General features: G+C 68.1%; 19 protein-coding genes and 1 tRNA gene. 14 read left to right on the top strand and 6 right to left on the bottom strand.

Features of this window, described 5'->3' with window-relative positions; genetic code table 11:
- Positions 1–13 precede the first annotated feature (13 nt).
- From DDE13_RS23595 to DDE13_RS14390, 4 genes are all read right to left on the bottom strand, one after another.
- Positions 14–2,059, bottom strand: a complete 2,046-nt coding sequence (locus tag DDE13_RS23595) for a pentapeptide repeat-containing protein (protein ID WP_111404991.1) — start codon at positions 2,057–2,059, stop codon at positions 14–16.
- 388 nt (positions 2,060–2,447) lie between these two features.
- Entirely contained in the window at positions 2,448–3,287 is an 840-nt protein-coding gene (locus DDE13_RS14400) for an arginyltransferase (RefSeq protein ID WP_111404990.1), read from the bottom strand.
- 68 nt (positions 3,288–3,355) lie between these two features.
- Complete coding sequence (locus DDE13_RS14395; protein ID WP_235868710.1) at positions 3,356–3,820, bottom strand: RDD family protein; 465 nt, start codon at positions 3,818–3,820, stop codon at positions 3,356–3,358.
- Positions 3,821–3,884: 64 nt separating this feature from the next.
- A complete protein-coding gene (locus tag DDE13_RS14390) occupies positions 3,885–4,268 on the bottom strand; it encodes a DUF2852 domain-containing protein (protein WP_111404989.1) in 384 nt (127 codons plus the stop codon).
- Between the two features lie 342 nt (positions 4,269–4,610).
- On the opposite strand from DDE13_RS14390, the gene DDE13_RS14385 reads away from it, so the two are divergent.
- The 3 genes from DDE13_RS14385 (at position 4,611) to DDE13_RS14375 (ending at position 7,785) form a co-directional block, all read left to right on the top strand.
- Positions 4,611–5,621 (top strand): C4-dicarboxylate TRAP transporter substrate-binding protein, encoded by a 1,011-nt coding sequence (locus DDE13_RS14385; protein ID WP_111404988.1) that lies wholly within the window; start codon positions 4,611–4,613, stop codon positions 5,619–5,621.
- Positions 5,622–5,694: 73 nt separating this feature from the next.
- Complete coding sequence (locus tag DDE13_RS14380; protein WP_111404987.1) at positions 5,695–6,327, top strand: TRAP transporter small permease subunit; 633 nt, start codon at positions 5,695–5,697, stop codon at positions 6,325–6,327.
- A 12-nt stretch (positions 6,328–6,339) separates the two neighbouring features.
- Complete coding sequence (locus DDE13_RS14375) at positions 6,340–7,785, top strand: TRAP transporter large permease (protein ID WP_111404986.1); 1,446 nt, start codon at positions 6,340–6,342, stop codon at positions 7,783–7,785.
- A gap of 11 nt (positions 7,786–7,796) precedes the next feature.
- Here DDE13_RS14375 and DDE13_RS14370 read toward each other — a convergent pair whose 3' ends face one another.
- Entirely contained in the window at positions 7,797–8,405 is a 609-nt protein-coding gene (locus DDE13_RS14370) for a TetR/AcrR family transcriptional regulator (protein WP_162631021.1), read from the bottom strand.
- Between the two features lie 102 nt (positions 8,406–8,507).
- On the opposite strand from DDE13_RS14370, the gene DDE13_RS14365 reads away from it, so the two are divergent.
- The 11 genes from DDE13_RS14365 to DDE13_RS14315 all read left to right on the top strand — a co-directional run bounded on the left by DDE13_RS14365 (position 8,508) and on the right by DDE13_RS14315 (position 17,273).
- Positions 8,508–8,975 carry an ABA4-like family protein gene (locus DDE13_RS14365; RefSeq protein WP_111404984.1) on the top strand — a complete coding sequence of 156 codons (468 nt, stop codon included), beginning with the start codon at positions 8,508–8,510 and terminating at the stop codon, positions 8,973–8,975.
- Positions 8,962–9,777: a hypothetical protein gene (locus tag DDE13_RS14360; RefSeq protein ID WP_162631020.1), complete on the top strand. Its 816-nt coding sequence runs from the start codon at positions 8,962–8,964 to the stop codon at positions 9,775–9,777. The genes DDE13_RS14365 and DDE13_RS14360 overlap by 14 nt, the downstream gene beginning before the upstream one ends.
- A 155-nt stretch (positions 9,778–9,932) precedes the next feature.
- A complete protein-coding gene (locus DDE13_RS22920) occupies positions 9,933–10,052 on the top strand; it encodes a helix-turn-helix domain-containing protein (RefSeq protein ID WP_162631019.1) in 120 nt (39 codons plus the stop codon).
- 119 nt (positions 10,053–10,171) lie between these two features.
- Positions 10,172–10,666, top strand: coding sequence for an invasion associated locus B family protein (locus tag DDE13_RS14350; protein ID WP_111404981.1), 495 nt, complete (start codon positions 10,172–10,174; stop codon positions 10,664–10,666).
- A 178-nt stretch (positions 10,667–10,844) separates the two neighbouring features.
- On the top strand, positions 10,845–13,256 hold the full coding sequence (lon, locus tag DDE13_RS14345; RefSeq protein ID WP_111405008.1) for an endopeptidase La: 2,412 nt from the start codon (positions 10,845–10,847) through the stop codon (positions 13,254–13,256).
- Positions 13,257–13,369: 113 nt separating this feature from the next.
- Positions 13,370–13,444, top strand: a tRNA-Val gene (locus tag DDE13_RS14340).
- Positions 13,445–13,584: 140 nt separating this feature from the next.
- Complete coding sequence (locus DDE13_RS14335; RefSeq protein ID WP_111404980.1) at positions 13,585–14,706, top strand: ABC transporter ATP-binding protein; 1,122 nt, start codon at positions 13,585–13,587, stop codon at positions 14,704–14,706.
- Between the two features lie 109 nt (positions 14,707–14,815).
- Entirely contained in the window at positions 14,816–15,031 is a 216-nt protein-coding gene (locus DDE13_RS14330) for a twin-arginine translocase TatA/TatE family subunit (RefSeq protein WP_111404979.1), read from the top strand.
- A gap of 39 nt (positions 15,032–15,070) precedes the next feature.
- Complete coding sequence (tatB, locus tag DDE13_RS14325; RefSeq protein ID WP_111404978.1) at positions 15,071–15,511, top strand: Sec-independent protein translocase protein TatB; 441 nt, start codon at positions 15,071–15,073, stop codon at positions 15,509–15,511.
- The gene (gene tatC, locus DDE13_RS14320) at positions 15,508–16,413 is read left to right on the top strand and encodes a twin-arginine translocase subunit TatC (protein ID WP_111404977.1); all 906 of its coding nucleotides are present in this window, start codon (positions 15,508–15,510) and stop codon (positions 16,411–16,413) included. The genes tatB and tatC overlap by 4 nt, the downstream gene beginning before the upstream one ends.
- Positions 16,410–17,273 carry an ATP-binding protein gene (locus tag DDE13_RS14315; RefSeq protein ID WP_235868709.1) on the top strand — a complete coding sequence of 288 codons (864 nt, stop codon included), beginning with the start codon at positions 16,410–16,412 and terminating at the stop codon, positions 17,271–17,273. The genes tatC and DDE13_RS14315 overlap by 4 nt, the downstream gene beginning before the upstream one ends.
- 16 nt (positions 17,274–17,289) lie before the next feature.
- Here DDE13_RS14315 and DDE13_RS14310 read toward each other — a convergent pair.
- Positions 17,290–18,044: M23 family metallopeptidase (locus DDE13_RS14310; protein ID WP_162631018.1), on the bottom strand; the 755-nt coding region annotated here is incomplete at its 5' end.

Below are 18,044 nucleotides of genomic sequence, written 5' to 3'. Positions count from 1 at the left end.
GGCGTCCGCGCGGTCAGTCGATGGGCTCGCCGGGGGGCTGTTCGGTGGCCCAGGCTTCGACGCGCCGCAGGTAGCCGAAGTCGCTTTCGTCGTCGGCTTGTGCTGGCCACGGCAGGTCGCCATCCACGGCGAGGGGCGTGCCGGTTTTGCGCGGCACCTCGCCCGGCGCGCAGAAGAAGCCGAACGCGGGATCGCGGAGATTGTCTTCGCTGACATCATACCGCGCGAACCCTGCCACCAGATGTTCGATGCCCGGTGGGTCGGCGGCCCAACAGGACGGGATGTAGAGGGCCGGTTCCCCGTCCGGCGTTTCCGGTAGCAGGGTCGCGGCATTTCCGATCAGCGAGGACAGGCGGGCTTGATCGAGGGCGATACCCCCGCGAAGGTCGGCAAACTGGGCTAGGCTGGCATCGTTTCTTGCCCTAGCCCAGTTTGCGTTTGCCATCCGCGCCCCGCTGAGGTCCGCCCCCTCCATCCGCGCCCTGCCTAGGTCCGCCCCCTCCATCCGCGCCTGGCGGAGGTCCGCCCCCTCCATCCGCGCCCCGCTGAGGTTCGCCCCCTCCATCCACGCCAAGCTGAGGTCCGCCCCCTCCATCCGCGCCCTGCCGAGGTCCGCCCCCTCCATCCGCGCCTCGCTGAGGTCCGCCCCCTCCATCCGCGCCTCCCAGAGGACCGCCCCCTCCATCCGCGCGTCGCGGAGGACCGCCCCCTCCATCCGCGCCCCGCTGAGATTCGCGCCCTCCATCCGCGCCTGGCGGAGGTCCGCCCCCTCCATCCGCGCCCTGCCGAGGTCCGCCCCCTCCATCCGCGCCGCGCTGAGGTCTGCCCCCTCCATCCGCGCGTAGCGGAGGTCCGCCCCCTCCATCCGCGCTGCGCGGAGGCCCGCCCCCTCCATCCGCGCCGCCCTGAGGTCCGCCCCCTCCATCCGCCCGCGCGACAGATTTACGCCGATCAGTTCGGCACCGCGCAGGTTCGCGCCGCGCAGGTCGCGGCCGCTCAGGTCGGGTTTGGGCAGGGCGGCGATGACGGCTTGGCGGTAGTCGCCCCATTCGGTGCGGAAATCGGCGTCGCGGGCGGCGAACCAGTCGCGGCAGGCGGTGTGGCCGTTCCTTGCGGTGCCCTGTTGCTGGCACCATGGCCCGCGGCGATCCGCCAGCGTCGCGTCCGGTTCGGCGCCCGGCGTCGGCAGGCTGCCGCAGATATCGGGCGGCATCCCCTGCCGCGCGCACCATTCGGCGCGGTAGCGTTGGCGGGCGGCGACCGGGTCTGCTTGGTCTGGGGGCAGGACGGAGAATTGCACCCCGGCCAGTTGCGCGGGGGCGAGGGTTGCCCACCATTCGCTATAGTCCGATGGCAGCGCACCGGTTTCGGTCTTGATCCAGCCGAGGTTCAGCACGGTCATGCCGACAAAGAGCAGCCCGAGATCGAGGGGAATGTCGCCCGCGTGGCCCTGGGCCGGGTTCCCGCGCAGGTCGCGGTGCAGCCGCACCCAGCTAATGGTGCCCGCGTAGACGGTCACCATCAGGCTCAGGGCCGCCAGCACCGTCATCACCTCGTCATGGGCGGGCCATGTGCGCATCCACAGGCCCGCGAGCACGAGCGGCCCGGCGAGCCAGACGAGCGCGACCACGGTCAGCGTGGCGAGCGTGTCGAGCGGGCGGCGGTGGATGGCGCCGTCATTGCGCCAGCGCAGGACGAGATCGACCAGCAGCCACGGCTTGAGGTGGTCTTCGAGCGGCACCCCGTCCACGGTGGCGGGGGCGGCGCAGAGCGCGCCGGTGATCTTGCGCACGGTCAGGTGCAGATAGACGTAAAGCGCCGCGCCGAGGATCGGGGCGAAGACGAAGAAGGATTCGGTGGGGATGGCGACGTTAACCAGCGGCAGTTGCGTCTGGCGGGAGGGGATGAAGAAATCCGCGTCCTCCACCCCCAGCATGGTGATGAAGACGAACACGAGATAGGCCATCAGCCCGAACCAGTTGACCCGGCCCGCATCGGTCAGCCGGTCGATCCGCGCGATGTGGTGGGCCACGTCGTCGGTCGTGGGGGTCTGCGCCATGGTGCCTCCGCCCGTGGGTCGGTCCACGGTAGGCGGGGCGCGGGCGGGCGGGCAAGTCGGGAAAACGGGGCGTTTCGGGATTTATCCCGCTGCGCGATGAGGGGCGCGCCCGAGCCTGGGTGGGCGCGGTGCGGCGTATCCGCCGAGCGTTGTGGCTTTAAGCACTCATGTCGGGTGTATGGCGTGTGACATCGCCAACGCACCCTCCCGGGGGAGGGGTGACGGCCGGTCCGCGATGCGGCGAAGCCTCCGGGGAGGGTTCGAGGGCGGAACGCGCAACGCGGCGAGCGGGCGCTGCCCGGGTTTGCACCCGGGCCGGACGGTTGGTTGGTGCCGGGCGTTTGTTCGGGGCTTGAGGCTAGTTGCCGGCGAGGCGTCGGACAGCCGGTCAGCCGCGGCCCGTCATCAGCGTATCGGGCAGGGAAATTCGCGCGACCTGTTCGGCGATGGGATCGACCGACAGGGGGTGGGTTTCGGTCGTGTGGTCCTCCGGGTCGCCGATGTCCTGCCAGGCGCCGCCCTTGTAGATCTCCAGCGCCGAGAAGCCGGCCTTGTAGCCCATCTTCGGGCTGCCGGGCACCCAGTAGCCGAGATAGACGTAAGGCAGGCCCATCTCGCGGGCGATCTCCACATGGTCGAGGATCACATGGGTGCCGAGGCTGCGGCGGCCCGCGTCGGGATCGTAGAAGGAATAGACGAGGCTGAGACCGTCATCGAGCATGTCGGTCAGGCACACGGCCGCGAGATCGCCCAGGGCCATGCCCTTGTCGGGCGCGTATTCGTATTCGATGACGCGCGACCGGATCGGCGTTTCCTCGATCATCGCGGCGAATTCGAAGATGTCCATGTCGGCCATCCCGCCGGTGGCGTGGCGGCTGTCGAGATAGCGGCGGAAGAGCGCGAACTGTTCCTCGCTCGCCCAGCTGGCGCGGACGCGGCGGGCGAGGTCGGCATTGCGGTTCGCGGTGCGGCGCTGGCTGCGCGAGGGCACGAAATCCGCGACGCGGATGCGCGCGGACATGCAGGCGGCGCAGTCGGCACAGGAGGGGCGGTAGAGCACGTTCTGGGACCGGCGGAAGCCCTGCTTGGAGAGCGCGTCGTTGAGCGTGTCGGCATGGTCGCCCTGGAGCGCGGTGAACAGTTTGCGCTCCATCCGCCCCGCGAGATAGGGGCAGGGCTGTGGGGCCGTCACGTAGAACTGCGGCGCGATGGGCAGGGTGTGGCGCATGGCTCTCCTCGGGTGCGTTGTGAAAACGTAGCAACGCCGGGGGGTGTCGCCAAGCCCCCTTGCAAGGGTCAGGCCATGCGGTGGCGATTGACCGGGGCGGTGCCGAGGAGCTGGTCGTGCAGGCCCTGCCCGCGGGGCGAGGTCAGCATGAGGATGATGGAGATCGCCTGCAGGATCACGACCGCGGACATGAAGAGATAGCCGATCGTGTGCAGGGCGGCGGTGGGCAGGTCGAGCGGGCCGCCGTCGCGGGCGCGGATCTCCATCGCCATGAGGCGCATGCCGGGCGTGGCCGACCAGTGCGCGAGGGACGCGATGCGGTAGACGAGGCTGACGAGCACGAAGAGCCCGGCGAACAGGAACAGCCCCACGAAGGCCGTGAAGGGAATCGCGAGGATGCTGATGAGCGTGATGGCGACGGTGTCGACGATCCACGCGAAGAAGCGCTTCACGACGGTGTCGGCGTAGATCTCGGGGAAGAGGTCGGGGTCGGGAAGGCCGGTCATGCTTGGCGTCGTCGTGTCGTGGATCATGGGGGCTATCCTGATGCGTGGGGCCACGGCCCGCAAGGGGCCGCGGCAGGGACCGTGCGCCGGGTCACGCCTGCGCGCTGTCTGCGCTGTCGGTCTTGCGGGCGCGGTCTTCCATGAACTGGTCGAACTCGGCCTTGTCCTTGGCGGCGCGCAGGCGTTTGAGAAAGTCCTGGAAATTCGCCTGTTCTTCTTCGAGCCGGCGCAGGGTGTCGGCCTTGTAGGCGTCGAAGGCGGTGTTGCCGGACGATCCCAGCGCGGTGCGTGCGGTGCGGCTGCGGCGGCTGCAATTGGTGAACATGCGCTTGCTCCAGATCATGTAGGCGAGAAGGGCGAGACCCACGGGCCAGAACAGGATGAAACCCAGAACCATGGCCGCGATCCACGCGCCCTTGCCGCGTTCGTCCAGCCAGGTTTCGGCCGCCATGGGCCATGATGCGACGGTGTTCATGTCTCTCTCCGTTGTGTCATGTGAATGTCTTTCACATTGCCTAGATCGGAGGTGGACGGGCGGGTTTCAAGGGGCGATGTGAATTTCTTTCACATCGCGTGGCGCACGGCGCCGCGCCCATGTTTACGACCCCGTGCGACCGGCACGCCGCGCGTTTCGTTCGCCCCCGCGGATGCGGGGGCAAGGCATCGTGTCCCGCCGCAGGCGGGGCATCTGGATCACCGTCACCGGCGCGGGACGGGGTGCTTCGGGGGCCGCGGGGGCAATTCGTCGTTCACATCTGCGCCGCGGCAATGAATAGTGAGGTCAAAACAAGACCGCATGACAACACGGGAGGCCCACATGCACAGACTTCTTGCCCGCACGGCGCTGGCGACACTCACCCTGGCCATCGGCACCGAGGCGATGGCCACGGAATGGAACGTTTCCCTTTGGGGACAGCGGCGCGCGTTCACCGAACACGTGGAAAAGCTGGCCGAGCTGGTCGCGGCGCGCACAGACGGCGCGTTCACCATGAACATCTCCTACGGCGGACTGAGTTCCAACCGCGAGAACCTTGACGGGATCTCCATCGGCGCGTTCGAGATGGCGCAGTTCTGCGCGGGTTATCACCCGGACAAGAACCCATCGATCACCGTTCTGGAACTGCCCTTCCTCGGCGTCGAGACGCTGGAGCAGGAGGCGGCGGTGTCCATGGCGCTCTACCAGCACCCGGCCGCGGTGGCGGACCTTGCCAAGTGGAACGCGGTACTGCTGATGCCGTCGCCGCTGCCGCAGTACAACCTTGTCGGCGTGGGCGATGCGCCCGAAAGCCTGGACGATTTCGAAGGGCTGACGGTGCGCGCCACGGGCGGGATCGGGGCCGCCATGAGCACGGTGGGTGCGGTTCCCACGTCCATGTCCGCGACCGAGGTGCGGCAGGCCATGGACAGTGGCGTGGTGCGCGCGGTCAGCTTCGCGCCCCATGCGCACATGTCCTTCGGCACGATCGAGAACGGCGAATGGTGGACCACGAACCTCAACCCCGGCACGGTCAACTGCCCGGTGGTCGTGAACCGCGACGCGCTGGATGCGCTGCCCGACGACCACCGCGAGGTGCTGATGGGCGCCGTGGACGAGTCGCTGGACTACTATCTCGACTTCTACGAGAACGAGACGATGCAGGCCTGGGGTCCGGCGCTGGACGAGCGGGAGATCGAGCGGATCACCTTCGACGCCGAGGAAATCTCTGCATTCCGCGAGGCCGCGGCGGCCCCCGCCGCTGCCGAATGGATCGAGCAGAACAGCGCGCGGGGCCTGCCCGCGCAGGAACTGTACGACTTCGTGACCGGCCTGATCGCCGACGGCAGCTGATCCGCTGACCGACCTGGCCGCGGCGGTGCCTTCGGGCGCGATCGCGGCCGCCTTGCCATTCAGGAGACATGCCATGGCCGGAGCCTCGCGCGTCCTGTCCGACGACAGTCTGCTGTCGCGCCTCGACCGTGCCCTGTCGCGGGTCGAGTACGCGATGATCCTGACGGGCGGGCTGACCGTCTTCGCGCTGATGATGCTGGCGGTCGTGTCCGTGGGCGGGCGCAATTTCCTGGGTGCGCCGCTGCCCGGCTACGTGGACTGGATCGAGCAGTTGATGCCGGTCATCGCCATCTTCGGCGTGTCCTACGTGCGGCGCGAAGGTGGGCATATCCGCATGGATATCGTCGTCGGCGCGCTGAAGGGCCGCGCGCTGTGGGCGGCGGAATTCGTCACGACGCTGGCGATCCTGCTGGTGGCGGTGTTGCTGCTGGACGGAAGCTGGGCGCATTTCCTGCGCAGTTTCGATATGTCGCTGCCGCTCTGGAGCCGCGACAGTTCGATGGATATCGGCCTGCCGATCTGGCCCGCGAAGCTGGTGGTGCCCGTGGCGCTTGTGGTGCTGGTGGTTCGGCTGTGCCTGCAGCTCTGGGGCTATGGGCGGGCCTTCGTCGCGGGGGCGGACGCGCCCGTCGCCGTGCCGCTGATGACCGACGTGGCGACCCAAGCCGCGATGGAGGCCCGGCAGGTGTCCGGCCGCGACGCCTGAGGAGGGCACGGGATGGAGTCTCTCGACATCGGCCTGTGGGTCACGGGCTTTCTGCTGGTCCTCGTGATCCTCGGGATGCGCGTGGCGTTCGCAGCGGCATTCGCCGGGATCGTCGGGCTCGTGGCGATCTTCTGGGCGCGGCGCGATTTCGGGATCGAACATTTCGGCTGGGCGTTGAACGTGGCCGTGGGCACGGCGGGGCAGGTGCCCCATGCCAAGGTGGCCAGCCAGGCGCTGTCGCTGATCCCGACCTTCATCCTGATCGGCTACATGGCCTATTACGCGGGCCTGACCAAGGCGCTGTTCGAGGCCGCGAAACGCTGGATCGCCTGGGTGCCGGGGGGGCTGGCGGTGTCCACGGTCTTCGCCACGGCGGGTTTCGCCGCGGTGTCGGGCGCGTCGGTGGCGACATCGGCGGTCTTCGCGCGCATCGCCATCCCGGAAATGCTCGCCATCGGCTATGACAAGCGCTTTGCCGCCGGTGTCGTGGCGGCGGCGGGCACGCTCGCGTCGCTGATCCCGCCCTCGGCCATCCTCGTGATCTACGCGATCATCGTGGAACAGGACGTGGGCATGCTGCTGCTGGCGGGGTTCGTGCCGGGGGTGTTTTCCGCCTGCGTCTATGCCGCCATCATCATCGGGCTCGCGCTGACGATCCGCAATTTCGGCCCGGCGGTCGGCGGGTTCACATGGGCGCAGCGCTTCGCCGCCCTGCTGCCCGCGCTGCCCATCGTGGCGGTGGTCGTCATCATCCTGTTCTTCGTCTACAACCCGATCCCCGGCGAGGTGACGATCGCGGGCCGGCTGATCGAGATCCCCTTCGGCGGCAGCAGCTGGGGCACGCCGACCGAGGGCGGGGCCATCGGCGCGTTCATCGTGTTCCTGATGGCGCTTTGGAAGGGCATGCGGTGGACGGAGTTCCGCGACGCGCTGGTGGATACGGCCAAGCTGTCCGTGATGATCTTTTCCATCATCTGGGGGGTGCTGATCTATGTCCGGTTTCTCGGCTTCGCCGATCTGCCCGGGGCCTTCGCGGACTGGATCACGTCGCTGACGATGTCGCCCATGCTGATCCTCGTGTGCATCCTGCTGGCCTATGCGGTGCTGGGCATGTTCATGGACGCGATCGGGATGCTGCTGCTGACGCTGCCGGTGGTGTTCCCGGCGGTCATGGCGCTCAACGGCGGGGTGAACGTGGCCGCCGCCGACAGCACCTTCGGCATGTCGGGGCCGATGTGCGCGATCTGGTTCGGGATCCTCGTGGTGAAGATGGCCGAGTTCTGCCTGATCACGCCGCCCATCGGGCTGAACTGCTTCGTGGTCGCAGGCGTGCGGGACGATCTGAGCGTGCAGGACGTGTTCCGCGGGGTGATGCCGTTCTTCATCGCCGACGGGCTGACCATCGCGGCGCTGGTCGCGTTTCCGGGGATCGTGCTGTGGTTGCCCAGCCTCGTGTGACGCTGCGGCGTTCAGGCGTAGTCGAAGACCGGGATCACCTCCAGCACATCCAGTACGGGGGTGCCGTCAGGGCGGCGGGGGCCGCGCCCTTCGATCATCAGCGACGCGTAGCCGTGCACGAGGCTCCAGAGCATCATCTCGGTGCGGCGGGCCTCGATCTCGGAGTCGTCGTGCGGCGGGCCGGGGCGTGCCCAGTCGAGCCCCGCCGCGATATCCTGCAGCACGCCGTAGCTTTGGGCCGCGGCGGCGGCCAGGTCGGGGTCGTCATGGGCGCAGAGCATCGGCGAGAACATGAGCCGGAAGAGCGCCGGGTACTGCCGCGCGAAGCGGACATAGCCTTCGGCGGCGGCGCGCAGGCGCGCGCGCCCCTTGGGCAGGTCTTCGACCCCGCGGCGCATCTCGGCGGCGTGGCGGCGAAAGCCTTCGGCAGCGATGGCGGACAGCAGGCCGGTCAGCCCGTCGAAATGGTTGCGCGGGGCGGTATGGCTGACGCCGACGCGCGCGGCGATGGCGCGCAGCGACAAGGCTTCCAGCCCGTCCCGTTCGAGAATCTCCAGTCCCGCCCGTATCAGCGCGGGTTTCAGATCGCCGTGGTGATACTTTTTCCTGCCGTCTTTCATGGGCCTGCCCCGATTATGTGTCCACCGTAAATTTTCAGGCTGGACAGCGCAAGCCGATCCCGTGCATATATATACAGCGGTAATTTCCAGTGGAGACATGCAATGACCCCGGAGATGCTCTTTTCACAGGCGGGCATGGCGGCGATGGCCGGCTGGCTGATCCTGATCCTCGGGCCGCGCCGCTTCGGGTGGCTCAACGCGCTGCCGCTCTGGGTCATTCCCAGCGGTTTGTCGGCGGTCTATGCCGCGCTGATCCTGAGCCGGTTTTCCGGCACGGGCGGCGGGTTCGACAGCCTTGCGTCGGTGGCCGTGCTGATGGCGGACCCGTGGGCGCTGCTGGCGGGGTGGGTCCATTATCTTGCCTTCGACCTGTTCGTGGGTGCGGTGATGGCCGCGCGGATGGACCGCGCCGGGGTCGGGCGCGTCGTGCAGGGCCCGGTCCTGGGTGCGATCTTCATGCTGGGACCGCTGGGGTTCCTTGTCGCCGCGCTGACCGAGCTTGGCCTGCGCGCGGCGGATCGCCCGTTGCGCGCCCTTGCTGGAACGGGAGAGTCCCATGTCACTGTCTGAGACACCCATGCCCGCCACTGTCGCGGCACCATCGTCGCAGTTCCGGACGTTGACCGTGATGTCCCTTGTGCTGCTTGCGTTGTCCGTGCTGTGGGCCGTCGTCGATCCGCGGACGATCGAGGGCGTCCCGGTCTGGATGAAGCCGCTGAAATTCGCGCTGAGCTTTGTCGTGGTCTTCGCCACGCTCGCGCTGGTGGAGGCGCGTTTGTCGCCGCGGGCGCGCGGCGGTTGGACCCTGCGCGTGACCGGCTGGGTGATGGCTACCGCCTATCTGGGCGAGATGGCCTACATGTTCTACAGGGCGGCGCGGGCGGAACGCTCGCATTTCAACATGGCCACGCCGTTCGAGGCAAATCTCTATTACCTGATGGGGGTCGGCGCGGTGTCGCTGGTGCTGGGCGTGGCGGTGGTCGGCTGGGTTGCGTATCGCGACGGTGACGCGCGGATGGCCGCCGGGCTGCGTGAAGGTGTCTGGCTCGGGTTCCTGGCTAGCTTCGTGCTGACCCTGATCGCCGCGGGATACATGAGCGTCCATGGCGGGCATGTCGTGGGGGTGCATCCGACAGGAGCGCCGACCTTGCCGCTGCTGGGCTGGTCCGGGGTTACGGGCGACCTGCGCCCGGCGCACTTCGCGTCGATCCACGCCATGCAGGTCCTGCCGCTTCTGGGGCTGTGGCTCGACTGGCGGGGCGCATCGCGGGCGGTGCGTGCAGTCCGGATCGCCGCGGTCGGCCATGCCGGTGTGACCCTTGCGCTGTTCGGGCAGGCGCTGGCCGGCCTTCCGCTGGTGCCGCTCGGTTAGCGGGCCGGGGCAGGAAGCACTGGGTCCGGGCGTGCCCATGGTCCCTGGGCCGTCCTTCGTAACGGCACTTGTGGCACGCGTTTTCGCGCTCTTGCCGCCCTGCCTTGCAGCGACGCGCCGCTGTCGGAAGCGCTGGTCTGGGCGCGTGGGTATCCGTGGACACCGGCGCGCACCGTTCGGACGAGACTGCGCGGTTCGACACGCTGGCGACGCTGTGCCGGGCGCTGGACTGCCAGCCGGTCGATCTGCTCGAATTCAGGGATGACGGCGGATGATCCGGGCGCGGTTCGCTACGGTGGGCGGCCCGGTTGCGTTACGGGGTTGCAACCCGGCGCGAATCCGCGAACCGTGACATCCGAACCCGGCCGCGACCGGCGCCGCAGAAGGAAGCACGATGACTCACCGCTTGACCCGATGGCTTTTGCCCTGCGCCTTCGCGCTGGCCGCCGCATTGCCCGCTGTCGCACAGGAGCAAGCCGAGATCGGACCTGACGACTGGCAGGTCCGGTGCGAGGATGGCGGGTGTCTCGTGGTCAAGCCTGTCCCGCTGGACGAGGAAGGGCGGCGGATTCTTCTGACCTTCGCGGTGCCGCAGGATCGCAGCACGATCCGCATGGCGCTCATCACGCCGCTGGGCACGGATCTGGAACAGGGGGTGCGTCTTGAGGTCGGGGCGCGCGACGTGGTCTACCGGTTTTCGACCTGCATGGCGGACGGCTGCGTCATCATCGCGGAACTGACCCCCGACGATGTCGCCAACATGGGCGTGCAGCCGCAGATGACCGCCACCTTCTACGCGGTGAACCGGCCCGACCCCTATTCGGTGGACATTCCGCTTGCCGATTTCCAGGAAGCGATCGACGTCGCGCGCAACGGCGGGCAGCAGTGACGCGCGGCCCCGCGGCACGGGCATCCGCTTGTGCAGCCGGGGCCTTGCTGGCAGTGTCGCCGCGAGGGTAGACGGGCGCGTTGACAGGCACCGCGACCGTCCCCACCTATAAGGCCTGTCCGGGGAAGGCACGCGGCTGCCACGATGGGGCCGGTGCCTGCTGCCACAAGGAAACATGATGAAAAGCCAACAACTGCCGTCCTATCCCGTCCTGCCGCTGCGCGACATCGTGGTCTTTCCCCACATGATCGTGCCGCTTTTCGTCGGGCGGGACAAATCGGTGCGCGCGCTGGAGGAAGTGATGGCGGAGGACAAGCAGATCCTCCTGTCGTCGCAGATCGACGCCGCGGTGGACGATCCCGCGCCCGAGGGCATCTATCGCACGGGCGTCCTGGCGAACGTGCTGCAACTGCTGAAGCTGCCCGACGGCACCGTGAAGGTGCTGGTCGAGGGGCGCGAACGTGTGCGCATCGCCGATTACATCGACAACGCCGATTTCTTCGAGGCGACGGCCGCGCCGCTGGAAGAGACGCTGGGCGACCCGGCCACGGTGGAGGCGCTGGTGCGCTCCGTCGGGTCGGAGTTCGAACGCTATGCGAAGGTGCGCAAGTCCATCCCCGACGAGGCGATGACGGCCGTGTCCGAAACCCGCGAGCCCGCCAAGCTGGTGGACCTGATCGCGGGTCATCTGGGCGTGGAAGTGGCGCAGAAGCAGGAGCTTCTGGAGACGCTCGTGATCGCGGAGCGGCTGGAAAAGGTCTATGGCCTGATCCAAGGCGAGATGTCGGTTCTGCAGGTCGAGAAGCAGATCAAGACCCGCGTGAAGTCCCAGATGGAACGCACGCAGCGCGAATATTACCTCAACGAGCAGATGAAGGCGATCCAGCGCGAACTGGGCGACGGCGATGACGGCCAGAACGAGGTCGCCGAGCTGGAGGCGCGGATCGAGGCCACGAAGCTGAGCAAGGAAGCCCGCGAAAAGGCCGATGGCGAGCTGAAGAAACTGCGCAACATGTCGCCCATGTCCGCCGAGGCGACGGTGGTCCGGAACTATCTCGACTGGATGCTGTCGATCCCGTGGGGCGTGAAGTCCCGCGTCAAGAAGGATCTGGGCGGGGCCGAGAAGATCCTCGACGACGACCATTACGGGCTTGAAAAGGTCAAGGAGCGGATCGTCGAATACCTCGCCGTGCAGCAGCGGTCCAAGAAGCTGAAGGGTCCGATCCTGTGCCTTGTCGGCCCGCCGGGCGTGGGCAAGACCAGTCTCGGCAAGTCCGTGGCGCGGGCGACGGGGCGCGAGTTCATCCGCATCAGCCTGGGCGGCGTGCGCGACGAGTCCGAGATCCGCGGCCACCGGCGGACCTATATCGGGTCGATGCCGGGCAAGATCATCCAGGCGCTGAAGAAGGCCAAGACCACCAATCCGCTCATCCTGCTCGACGAGATCGACAAGATGGGGCAGGATTTCCGTGGCGATCCGGCCTCGGCGATGCTGGAGGTGCTGGACCCGGAACAGAACGGGACGTTCGTGGACCACTATCTCGAGGTGGAATACGACCTGTCGAACGTGATGTTCCTGACGACGGCCAACAGCTACAACATGCCGGGGCCGCTGCTGGACCGGATGGAGATCATCCCGCTGGCCGGCTACACCGAGGACGAAAAGGCCGAGATCGCGCGCCAGCACCTGATCGCCAAGCAGGTCAAGAACCACGGCCTGAAGAAGGGCGAGTTCTCCCTGAGCGACGCGGCACTGACGGCGATCATCCGGACCTATACCCGCGAGGCGGGTGTGCGGAACCTTGAACGCGAGATCGCGAAACTCGCCCGCAAGGCGGTGACGCGGATCGTGCGCAAGGATACCGACCACGTGCATGTCGATGTCGCGGACCTGGAGGATATGCTGGGCGTGCCGCGCTATCACTACGGCTTGGCCGAGCAGGAAGACCAGGTCGGCGTGGTGACGGGGCTCGCCTGGACCCAGGTCGGCGGGGACCTCTTGTCGATCGAAGCGCTGCGCCTGCCGGGCAAGGGCCGGATGAAGACGACCGGCACGCTGGGCGACGTGATGAAGGAAAGCATCGACGCCGCGTCGAGCTTCGTGCGGTCCATCGCTCCCGAGATCGGGGTGAAGCCGCCGCAGTTCGACAAGCTCGACATCCACGTGCACGTGCCCGAAGGGGCGACCCCGAAGGACGGGCCGAGTGCGGGCGTGGCGATGGTGACGTCCATCGTGTCGGTGCTCACGCAAATTCCGGTGCGCAAGGACATCGCCATGACCGGCGAGGTGACGCTGCGCGGCAACGTGCTTCAGATCGGCGGACTGAAGGAAAAGCTGCTCGCGGCGCTGCGGGGCGGGATCACCACGGTGTTCATCCCCAAGGACAACGAGAAGGACCTGCGCGACATCCCGGACAACGTGAAGGCCGGGCTGACGATCGTCCCGGTGTCCCATGTGCGCGACGTTCTGGCCAAGGCGCTTGTTCGCCAGCCGGAGCCCATCGAATGGGACGAGGCGGCGGAGGAAGCGGCCGCGGCCGCGGCGCTTGCGGCCAAGGGCGGCGACACGCCGGGCGCCACCGCGCACTGACCGGGCAAATCGGGGCGCCTTCGGGCGCCCCTTTTCCTGGCATTGCCGGGCGTCGTCGCGGGGTCACGAAACCCCTTGCAGACCCCGGCGCGGGGCGCTAGGACACCGCTCACGGGTGATTAGCTCAGTGGTAGAGCGCTTCGTTCACATCGAAGATGTCAGGAGTTCGAATCTCTTATCACCCACCAGATTTTCAGGTTGCGCCGCCGTCCTGATCGGGTCCGACCCGGGGGCGGCGCCGTCGTTTCCGGGGCAGGGGCCGCGGCTTGCGGTCCTTCCCGCCGGGTGCTAGCGAAGCCCGACCGTTTTCATCGGATGCCGCCGGACAATGCCCGACACCGCCAGACCGACCCCGCCCGCGCTGCGCCTTGATGCGCAGGGTCTGACGCGATCCTTCGGTGGGCGACCGGTGGTGCAGGACGTGTCGCTGGCCATCGGCGCGGGGGAGGTGCTGTGCCTTCTGGGGCCGTCCGGCTGCGGCAAGTCCACGACGCTGCGGCTGATCGCGGGGGTGGAGCGGCCCGAGGCCGGCACGATCCGGCTCGACGGTGAAACCGTGTGCGACCGGCAGACCTTCCTTCCGCCCGAGTCGCGCTCGGTCGGGCTGATGTTCCAGGATTTCGCGCTGTTCCCGCATCTGTCGGTGGCGCAGAACGTGGCCTTCGGGCTGACCGGCACGCGCGCCGCGAAACGCGACAGGGTGCGCGAACTGCTCGACCGGGTGGACCTTTTGCGCCATATCGACAGCTACCCCCACGAATTGTCGGGGGGCGAGCAGCAGCGCGTGGCGCTGGCCCGCGCGCTGGCCCCGCGCCCGCGGGTGATGCTGATGGACGAACCGTTTAGCGGGCTCGACAACCGGCTGCGCGACGGTATCCGCGACGAGACACTCGGTCTTCTGAAGGACGAAGGCACGGCGGTGATGATGGTCACCCACGAACCCGAGGAAGCCATGCGCATGGCCGACCGCATCGCGCTGATGCGCGACGGGCGGATCGTGCAGCAGGGCGCGCCCTACAACCTGTACAACAGCCCCGTGGACAAGGCTGCGGCGGCGTTCTTTTCAGACATCAACGTGATCCGGGGCACGGTGCAGGGCGGGCTGACGCGGACGGCGTTCGGCGAATTTCTTGCCCCCGGCCACGCGGACGGGGCGGAGGTGGAGATCGTCATCCGCCCGCAGCATCTGAAGCTGGATTTCGACCGGGGCGGGACCGGGCCGCTGCCCACCGCGACCGATGGCGTGCCCGCGCTCGGGCGGGTCGTGCGGGCGCGATACCTCGGGCGCGAGAGCCTTGTGGAACTGGAAATGGCCTTCGACGGATCGCGGCTTCAGGCGGTGGTGCCGCAGGTCTTCCTGCCGAGACCCGGCACGCCGTTCTGGCTGATGATGCGGCGCGAACGCTGCCACGTGTTCCCTGCCGCGGCGCGCGATGTATCGGCACCGTGACAGCATTTTTCTGCGCGCGGGTTTTGGGGCTTTGCCTTGCGCCCTATGTTCTTTACAGGTGCAACATCATGACCGGGCCGGGGAGCGCCGCCCGCAGGGAGACTGAGACATGCTGAACAATATCGGATTGCCGGGCCTTCTGCTCATCGCGATCGTGGTGCTGGTCCTGTTCGGGCGCGGCAAGATTTCGTCGCTGATGGGCGAGGTCGGCAAGGGGATCACGGCGTTCAAGAAGGGCGTCAAGGACGGGTCCGCCGAGCTTGACGACAAGTCCGACACCGCGGCCCGCGACGTGACACCGGAAGCGGAAAAGGACAAGGTCTGACCGCGCAGGCGGCAGGGGCGGTAATGGCGGGCGCGTGGCATGTTTGATCTGGGCTGGTCCGAGCTTCTGGTGATCGGGATCGTGGCGCTGATCGTCGTGGGCCCGAAGGACCTGCCGATCATGTTCCGCCGCATGGGCGAATTCACCGGTCGCGCCCGTGCCATGGCGCGCGAGTTCACGTCGGCCATGGACAAGGCCGCCGACGAGGCCGGGGTTAAGGAAATGCGCCGCGACCTTCGCAACCTGTCGGACCCCCGCAAGATGGGGCTCGACGCGATCAACAAGGCCGCGGACGGTCTCGAAGGCTGGGAGGACGACCTGCCGCGCGGCGAGGCGACCCCGAACAGCCCGGCAACGACACCCCCGGTCAGTCCCGCACCGGCGGCGTCGCAGGCCCCGGACACCCGGAAGACCGAGGCCGCAGCCGGCAAGGCGGCAGATACTGCGGCCGCCGCCGCTTCGGATGACAGACCCGCATGAATGACGACGATATCGACGACAGCTCTGCGCCGCTGATCGAACACCTCGCCGAGCTGCGCACCCGGCTGATCCGGTCCGTGATGGCCTTCGTGGTCGGCATGGTGATCTGTTTCACCGTGGCCGAGCCGATCTTGAACTTCCTGTCCCAGCCCATCGCCGACGTGCTGCGCGCGCGCGGCGAGGATCCGCGGCTCATCTTCACCGCGCCGCAGGAAAAGTTCTTCGTGCTGGTGCGGATCTCCTTCATCGGGGGCTTCGCGCTGGCCTTCCCCGTGATCGCGCACCAGTTGTGGCGCTTCATCGCGCCGGGGCTTTACCGGAGCGAGAAGAACGCGTTCCTGCCCTTCGTGATCTCGTCGCCTGCGCTGTTCCTGCTGGGCGCGTCCTTTGCCCATTACGTCGTCACGCCGCTGGCGATGAATTTCTTCATCGGCTTTTCCGACGCGATCCCGGCGCTGGCCAACCTTGTCGCTGGGCAGGGGGAGTTCGAAACCCCGCCCGAGTCGCGTGAGATGACGACCGTGTTCCTGGGCTCGGTGCGCGAAAGCCTCGATCTGTCGCTCAAGTTCATCTTCGCCTTCGGGTTGTGTTTCCAGTTGCCCGTGCTGCTGACGCTAATGGGCAAGGCGGGGCTCGTGTCCGCGCCGGGGCTGCGCAGCGTGCGCAAGTATGCGATGGTTGGCATTCTCGTGCTGGCGGCGCTTGTGACGCCGCCCGATGTGATCACGCAGATCATTCTGTTCACCGTCGTTTACGGGCTGTACGAAATTTCGATCCAGCTCGTCGCCCGCGTCGAACGGCGGCGCGAGCGGGAATTGCGTGCGCAGGGGCTGTGGGTCGACGATCCGGAGGATGACGACGACGAGACGCCGGAGGGCGCGGGCAAGGGGGCCGGGACGTGAGCGCGAAGATCTTTCCAAAGGCCAAGTTGTCGCTGGCCCGCATCGCCGACGCGCTCGACCGGATCAGCCCGCCCCCCGCCGAAGCCCCGCCGCTGGCGGCAGAGGCGTTCGTGTGGCACACGGCGCCCGACCGGCTCGACCCGGTGGAGCGGGTGTCGCGGGTGGACCTGCCGCTGCTGGTGGGGGTGGACCGGTCGCGCGACACCCTGTTGCAGAACACGCTGAATTTCGCCCAAGGCCTGCCCGCGAACAACGCGCTGTTGTGGGGCGCGCGGGGGATGGGCAAGTCGTCGCTCGTGAAGGCGGTCCACGCGGCGGTGCGCGCCGAAGGGTTCGACCTGAAGATCGTGGAACTGAGCCGGGAAGACCTGCCCACGGTCGCGCGGCTGCTGTCGATCCTGCGCGCGGCGGCGCCGTTGCGGTTCATCCTCTTTTGCGATGACCTGTCGTTCAGCCACGACGACCAGCATTACAAGAGCCTGAAGGCGGTGCTTGACGGCGGGATCGAGGGACGGCCCGACAACGTGGTGTTCTATGCCACATCGAACCGCCGCCACCTGATGCCGCGCGACATGATCGAGAACGAACGATCAAGCGCGATCAGCCCGTCGGAGGCGACCGAGGAAAAGGTATCCCTGTCCGACCGGTTCGGCCTGTGGCTCGGGTTCCACCCGTGCAGCCAGGACGAGTACCTCGACATGATCCGCGGCTATTGCGATGCCTTCGGGCTGCCCATCGACGACGATACGCTGCGCGCCGAAGCGATCGAATGGCAGGCCACGCGCGGGGCGCGGTCGGGCCGGGTCGCGTGGCAATACGTGACCGATCTTGCGGGCCGCAAGGGCATGACCTTGGGCTGACCCCGCCGCGGCGCGGTCAGCGGGTCAGGTAGGGCACCGGGTCCACGCGGCTTGCCCCTTCGAGCACCTCGAAATGCAGGAACGGGTTGTCGCTTGCGGCCACGGCGCCAATGCGCTGGCCGCGCGCGACGGTGGTACCGCGTTCCACGATGATGTCGTCGACATTGGCATAGACGGTCAGCAGCCCGCCATCGTGGCGCAGCACGACGATCTGGATCTGGTCGGTATCCTGCGTGATCGCCGCGACCGTGCCGGCCGCTGCGGCACGCACGGGCGCGCCCGCGTCGGCGCCGAAATCCACGCCTTCGTTGCGGCCGGGTGCATAGCCGCGGATGATCTGGCCCGGCACGGGCTGGGCCAGTTGCGCGGTGTCCGAGGCAGCGGTCTGCGGCGCCGTTTCCGGCGGCGGCGACGCGTTTTCGGCTTCTTCGGCGGCGGCGCCAGCGACCGAAGGCGGGTTCACTTCGGGTTGCGGCGCGGCGGCGGAGGGTGGTTCGGGCGCGGTGCTGCCCGTGCCCGGCGCGGCGGGCGCCGGTTCCGGCGCATCGCCCGTGGTCACGGGGATCAGCAGCACCTGCCCCTCGCGCACGTCGAGCGTGGCGTTCAGCCCGTTCCAGTCGCCGATGGCGCGCGCGGACACGTTGTAGCGCCGCGCGATGGAATAAGCGGTCTCGCCGCGCTGCACCGTGTGGCGCCGCGGCTCGGCGCCTGCGGGGGCCGTCGCGCTGGCCGTGGGTTGCGCGGAGGCCGTGGGCTCGCGGCCTTCGGCCC

Source organism: Meridianimarinicoccus zhengii (assembly GCF_003254465.1).
Taxonomy (GTDB): domain Bacteria; phylum Pseudomonadota; class Alphaproteobacteria; order Rhodobacterales; family Rhodobacteraceae; genus Meridianimarinicoccus; species Meridianimarinicoccus zhengii.
The sequence above is the reverse complement of the archived record's forward strand: the minus strand, read 5'-3'. Positions and strand labels throughout refer to the sequence as shown.

Coding starts and splice junctions, on each gene's coding strand:
- lon (WP_111405008.1), top strand. CDS start 10,845: ATGAAAAGCCAACAACTGCCGTCCTATCCCGTCCTGCCGCTGCGCGAC.
- DDE13_RS14360 (WP_162631020.1), top strand. CDS start 8,962: ATGTCACTGTCTGAGACACCCATGCCCGCCACTGTCGCGGCACCATCG.
- DDE13_RS14385 (WP_111404988.1), top strand. CDS start 4,611: ATGCACAGACTTCTTGCCCGCACGGCGCTGGCGACACTCACCCTGGCC.
- DDE13_RS14330 (WP_111404979.1), top strand. CDS start 14,816: ATGCTGAACAATATCGGATTGCCGGGCCTTCTGCTCATCGCGATCGTG.
- DDE13_RS14370 (WP_162631021.1), bottom strand. CDS start 8,405: ATGAAAGACGGCAGGAAAAAGTATCACCACGGCGATCTGAAACCCGCG.
- DDE13_RS14400 (WP_111404990.1), bottom strand. CDS start 3,287: ATGCGCCACACCCTGCCCATCGCGCCGCAGTTCTACGTGACGGCCCCA.
- DDE13_RS14380 (WP_111404987.1), top strand. CDS start 5,695: ATGGCCGGAGCCTCGCGCGTCCTGTCCGACGACAGTCTGCTGTCGCGC.
- tatC (WP_111404977.1), top strand. CDS start 15,508: ATGAATGACGACGATATCGACGACAGCTCTGCGCCGCTGATCGAACAC.
- DDE13_RS14395 (WP_235868710.1), bottom strand. CDS start 3,820: ATGATCCACGACACGACGACGCCAAGCATGACCGGCCTTCCCGACCCC.
- DDE13_RS14350 (WP_111404981.1), top strand. CDS start 10,172: ATGACTCACCGCTTGACCCGATGGCTTTTGCCCTGCGCCTTCGCGCTG.
- DDE13_RS14390 (WP_111404989.1), bottom strand. CDS start 4,268: ATGAACACCGTCGCATCATGGCCCATGGCGGCCGAAACCTGGCTGGAC.
- tatB (WP_111404978.1), top strand. CDS start 15,071: ATGTTTGATCTGGGCTGGTCCGAGCTTCTGGTGATCGGGATCGTGGCG.
- DDE13_RS14375 (WP_111404986.1), top strand. CDS start 6,340: ATGGAGTCTCTCGACATCGGCCTGTGGGTCACGGGCTTTCTGCTGGTC.
- DDE13_RS23595 (WP_111404991.1), bottom strand. CDS start 2,059: ATGGCGCAGACCCCCACGACCGACGACGTGGCCCACCACATCGCGCGG.
- DDE13_RS14365 (WP_111404984.1), top strand. CDS start 8,508: ATGACCCCGGAGATGCTCTTTTCACAGGCGGGCATGGCGGCGATGGCC.
- DDE13_RS14335 (WP_111404980.1), top strand. CDS start 13,585: ATGCCCGACACCGCCAGACCGACCCCGCCCGCGCTGCGCCTTGATGCG.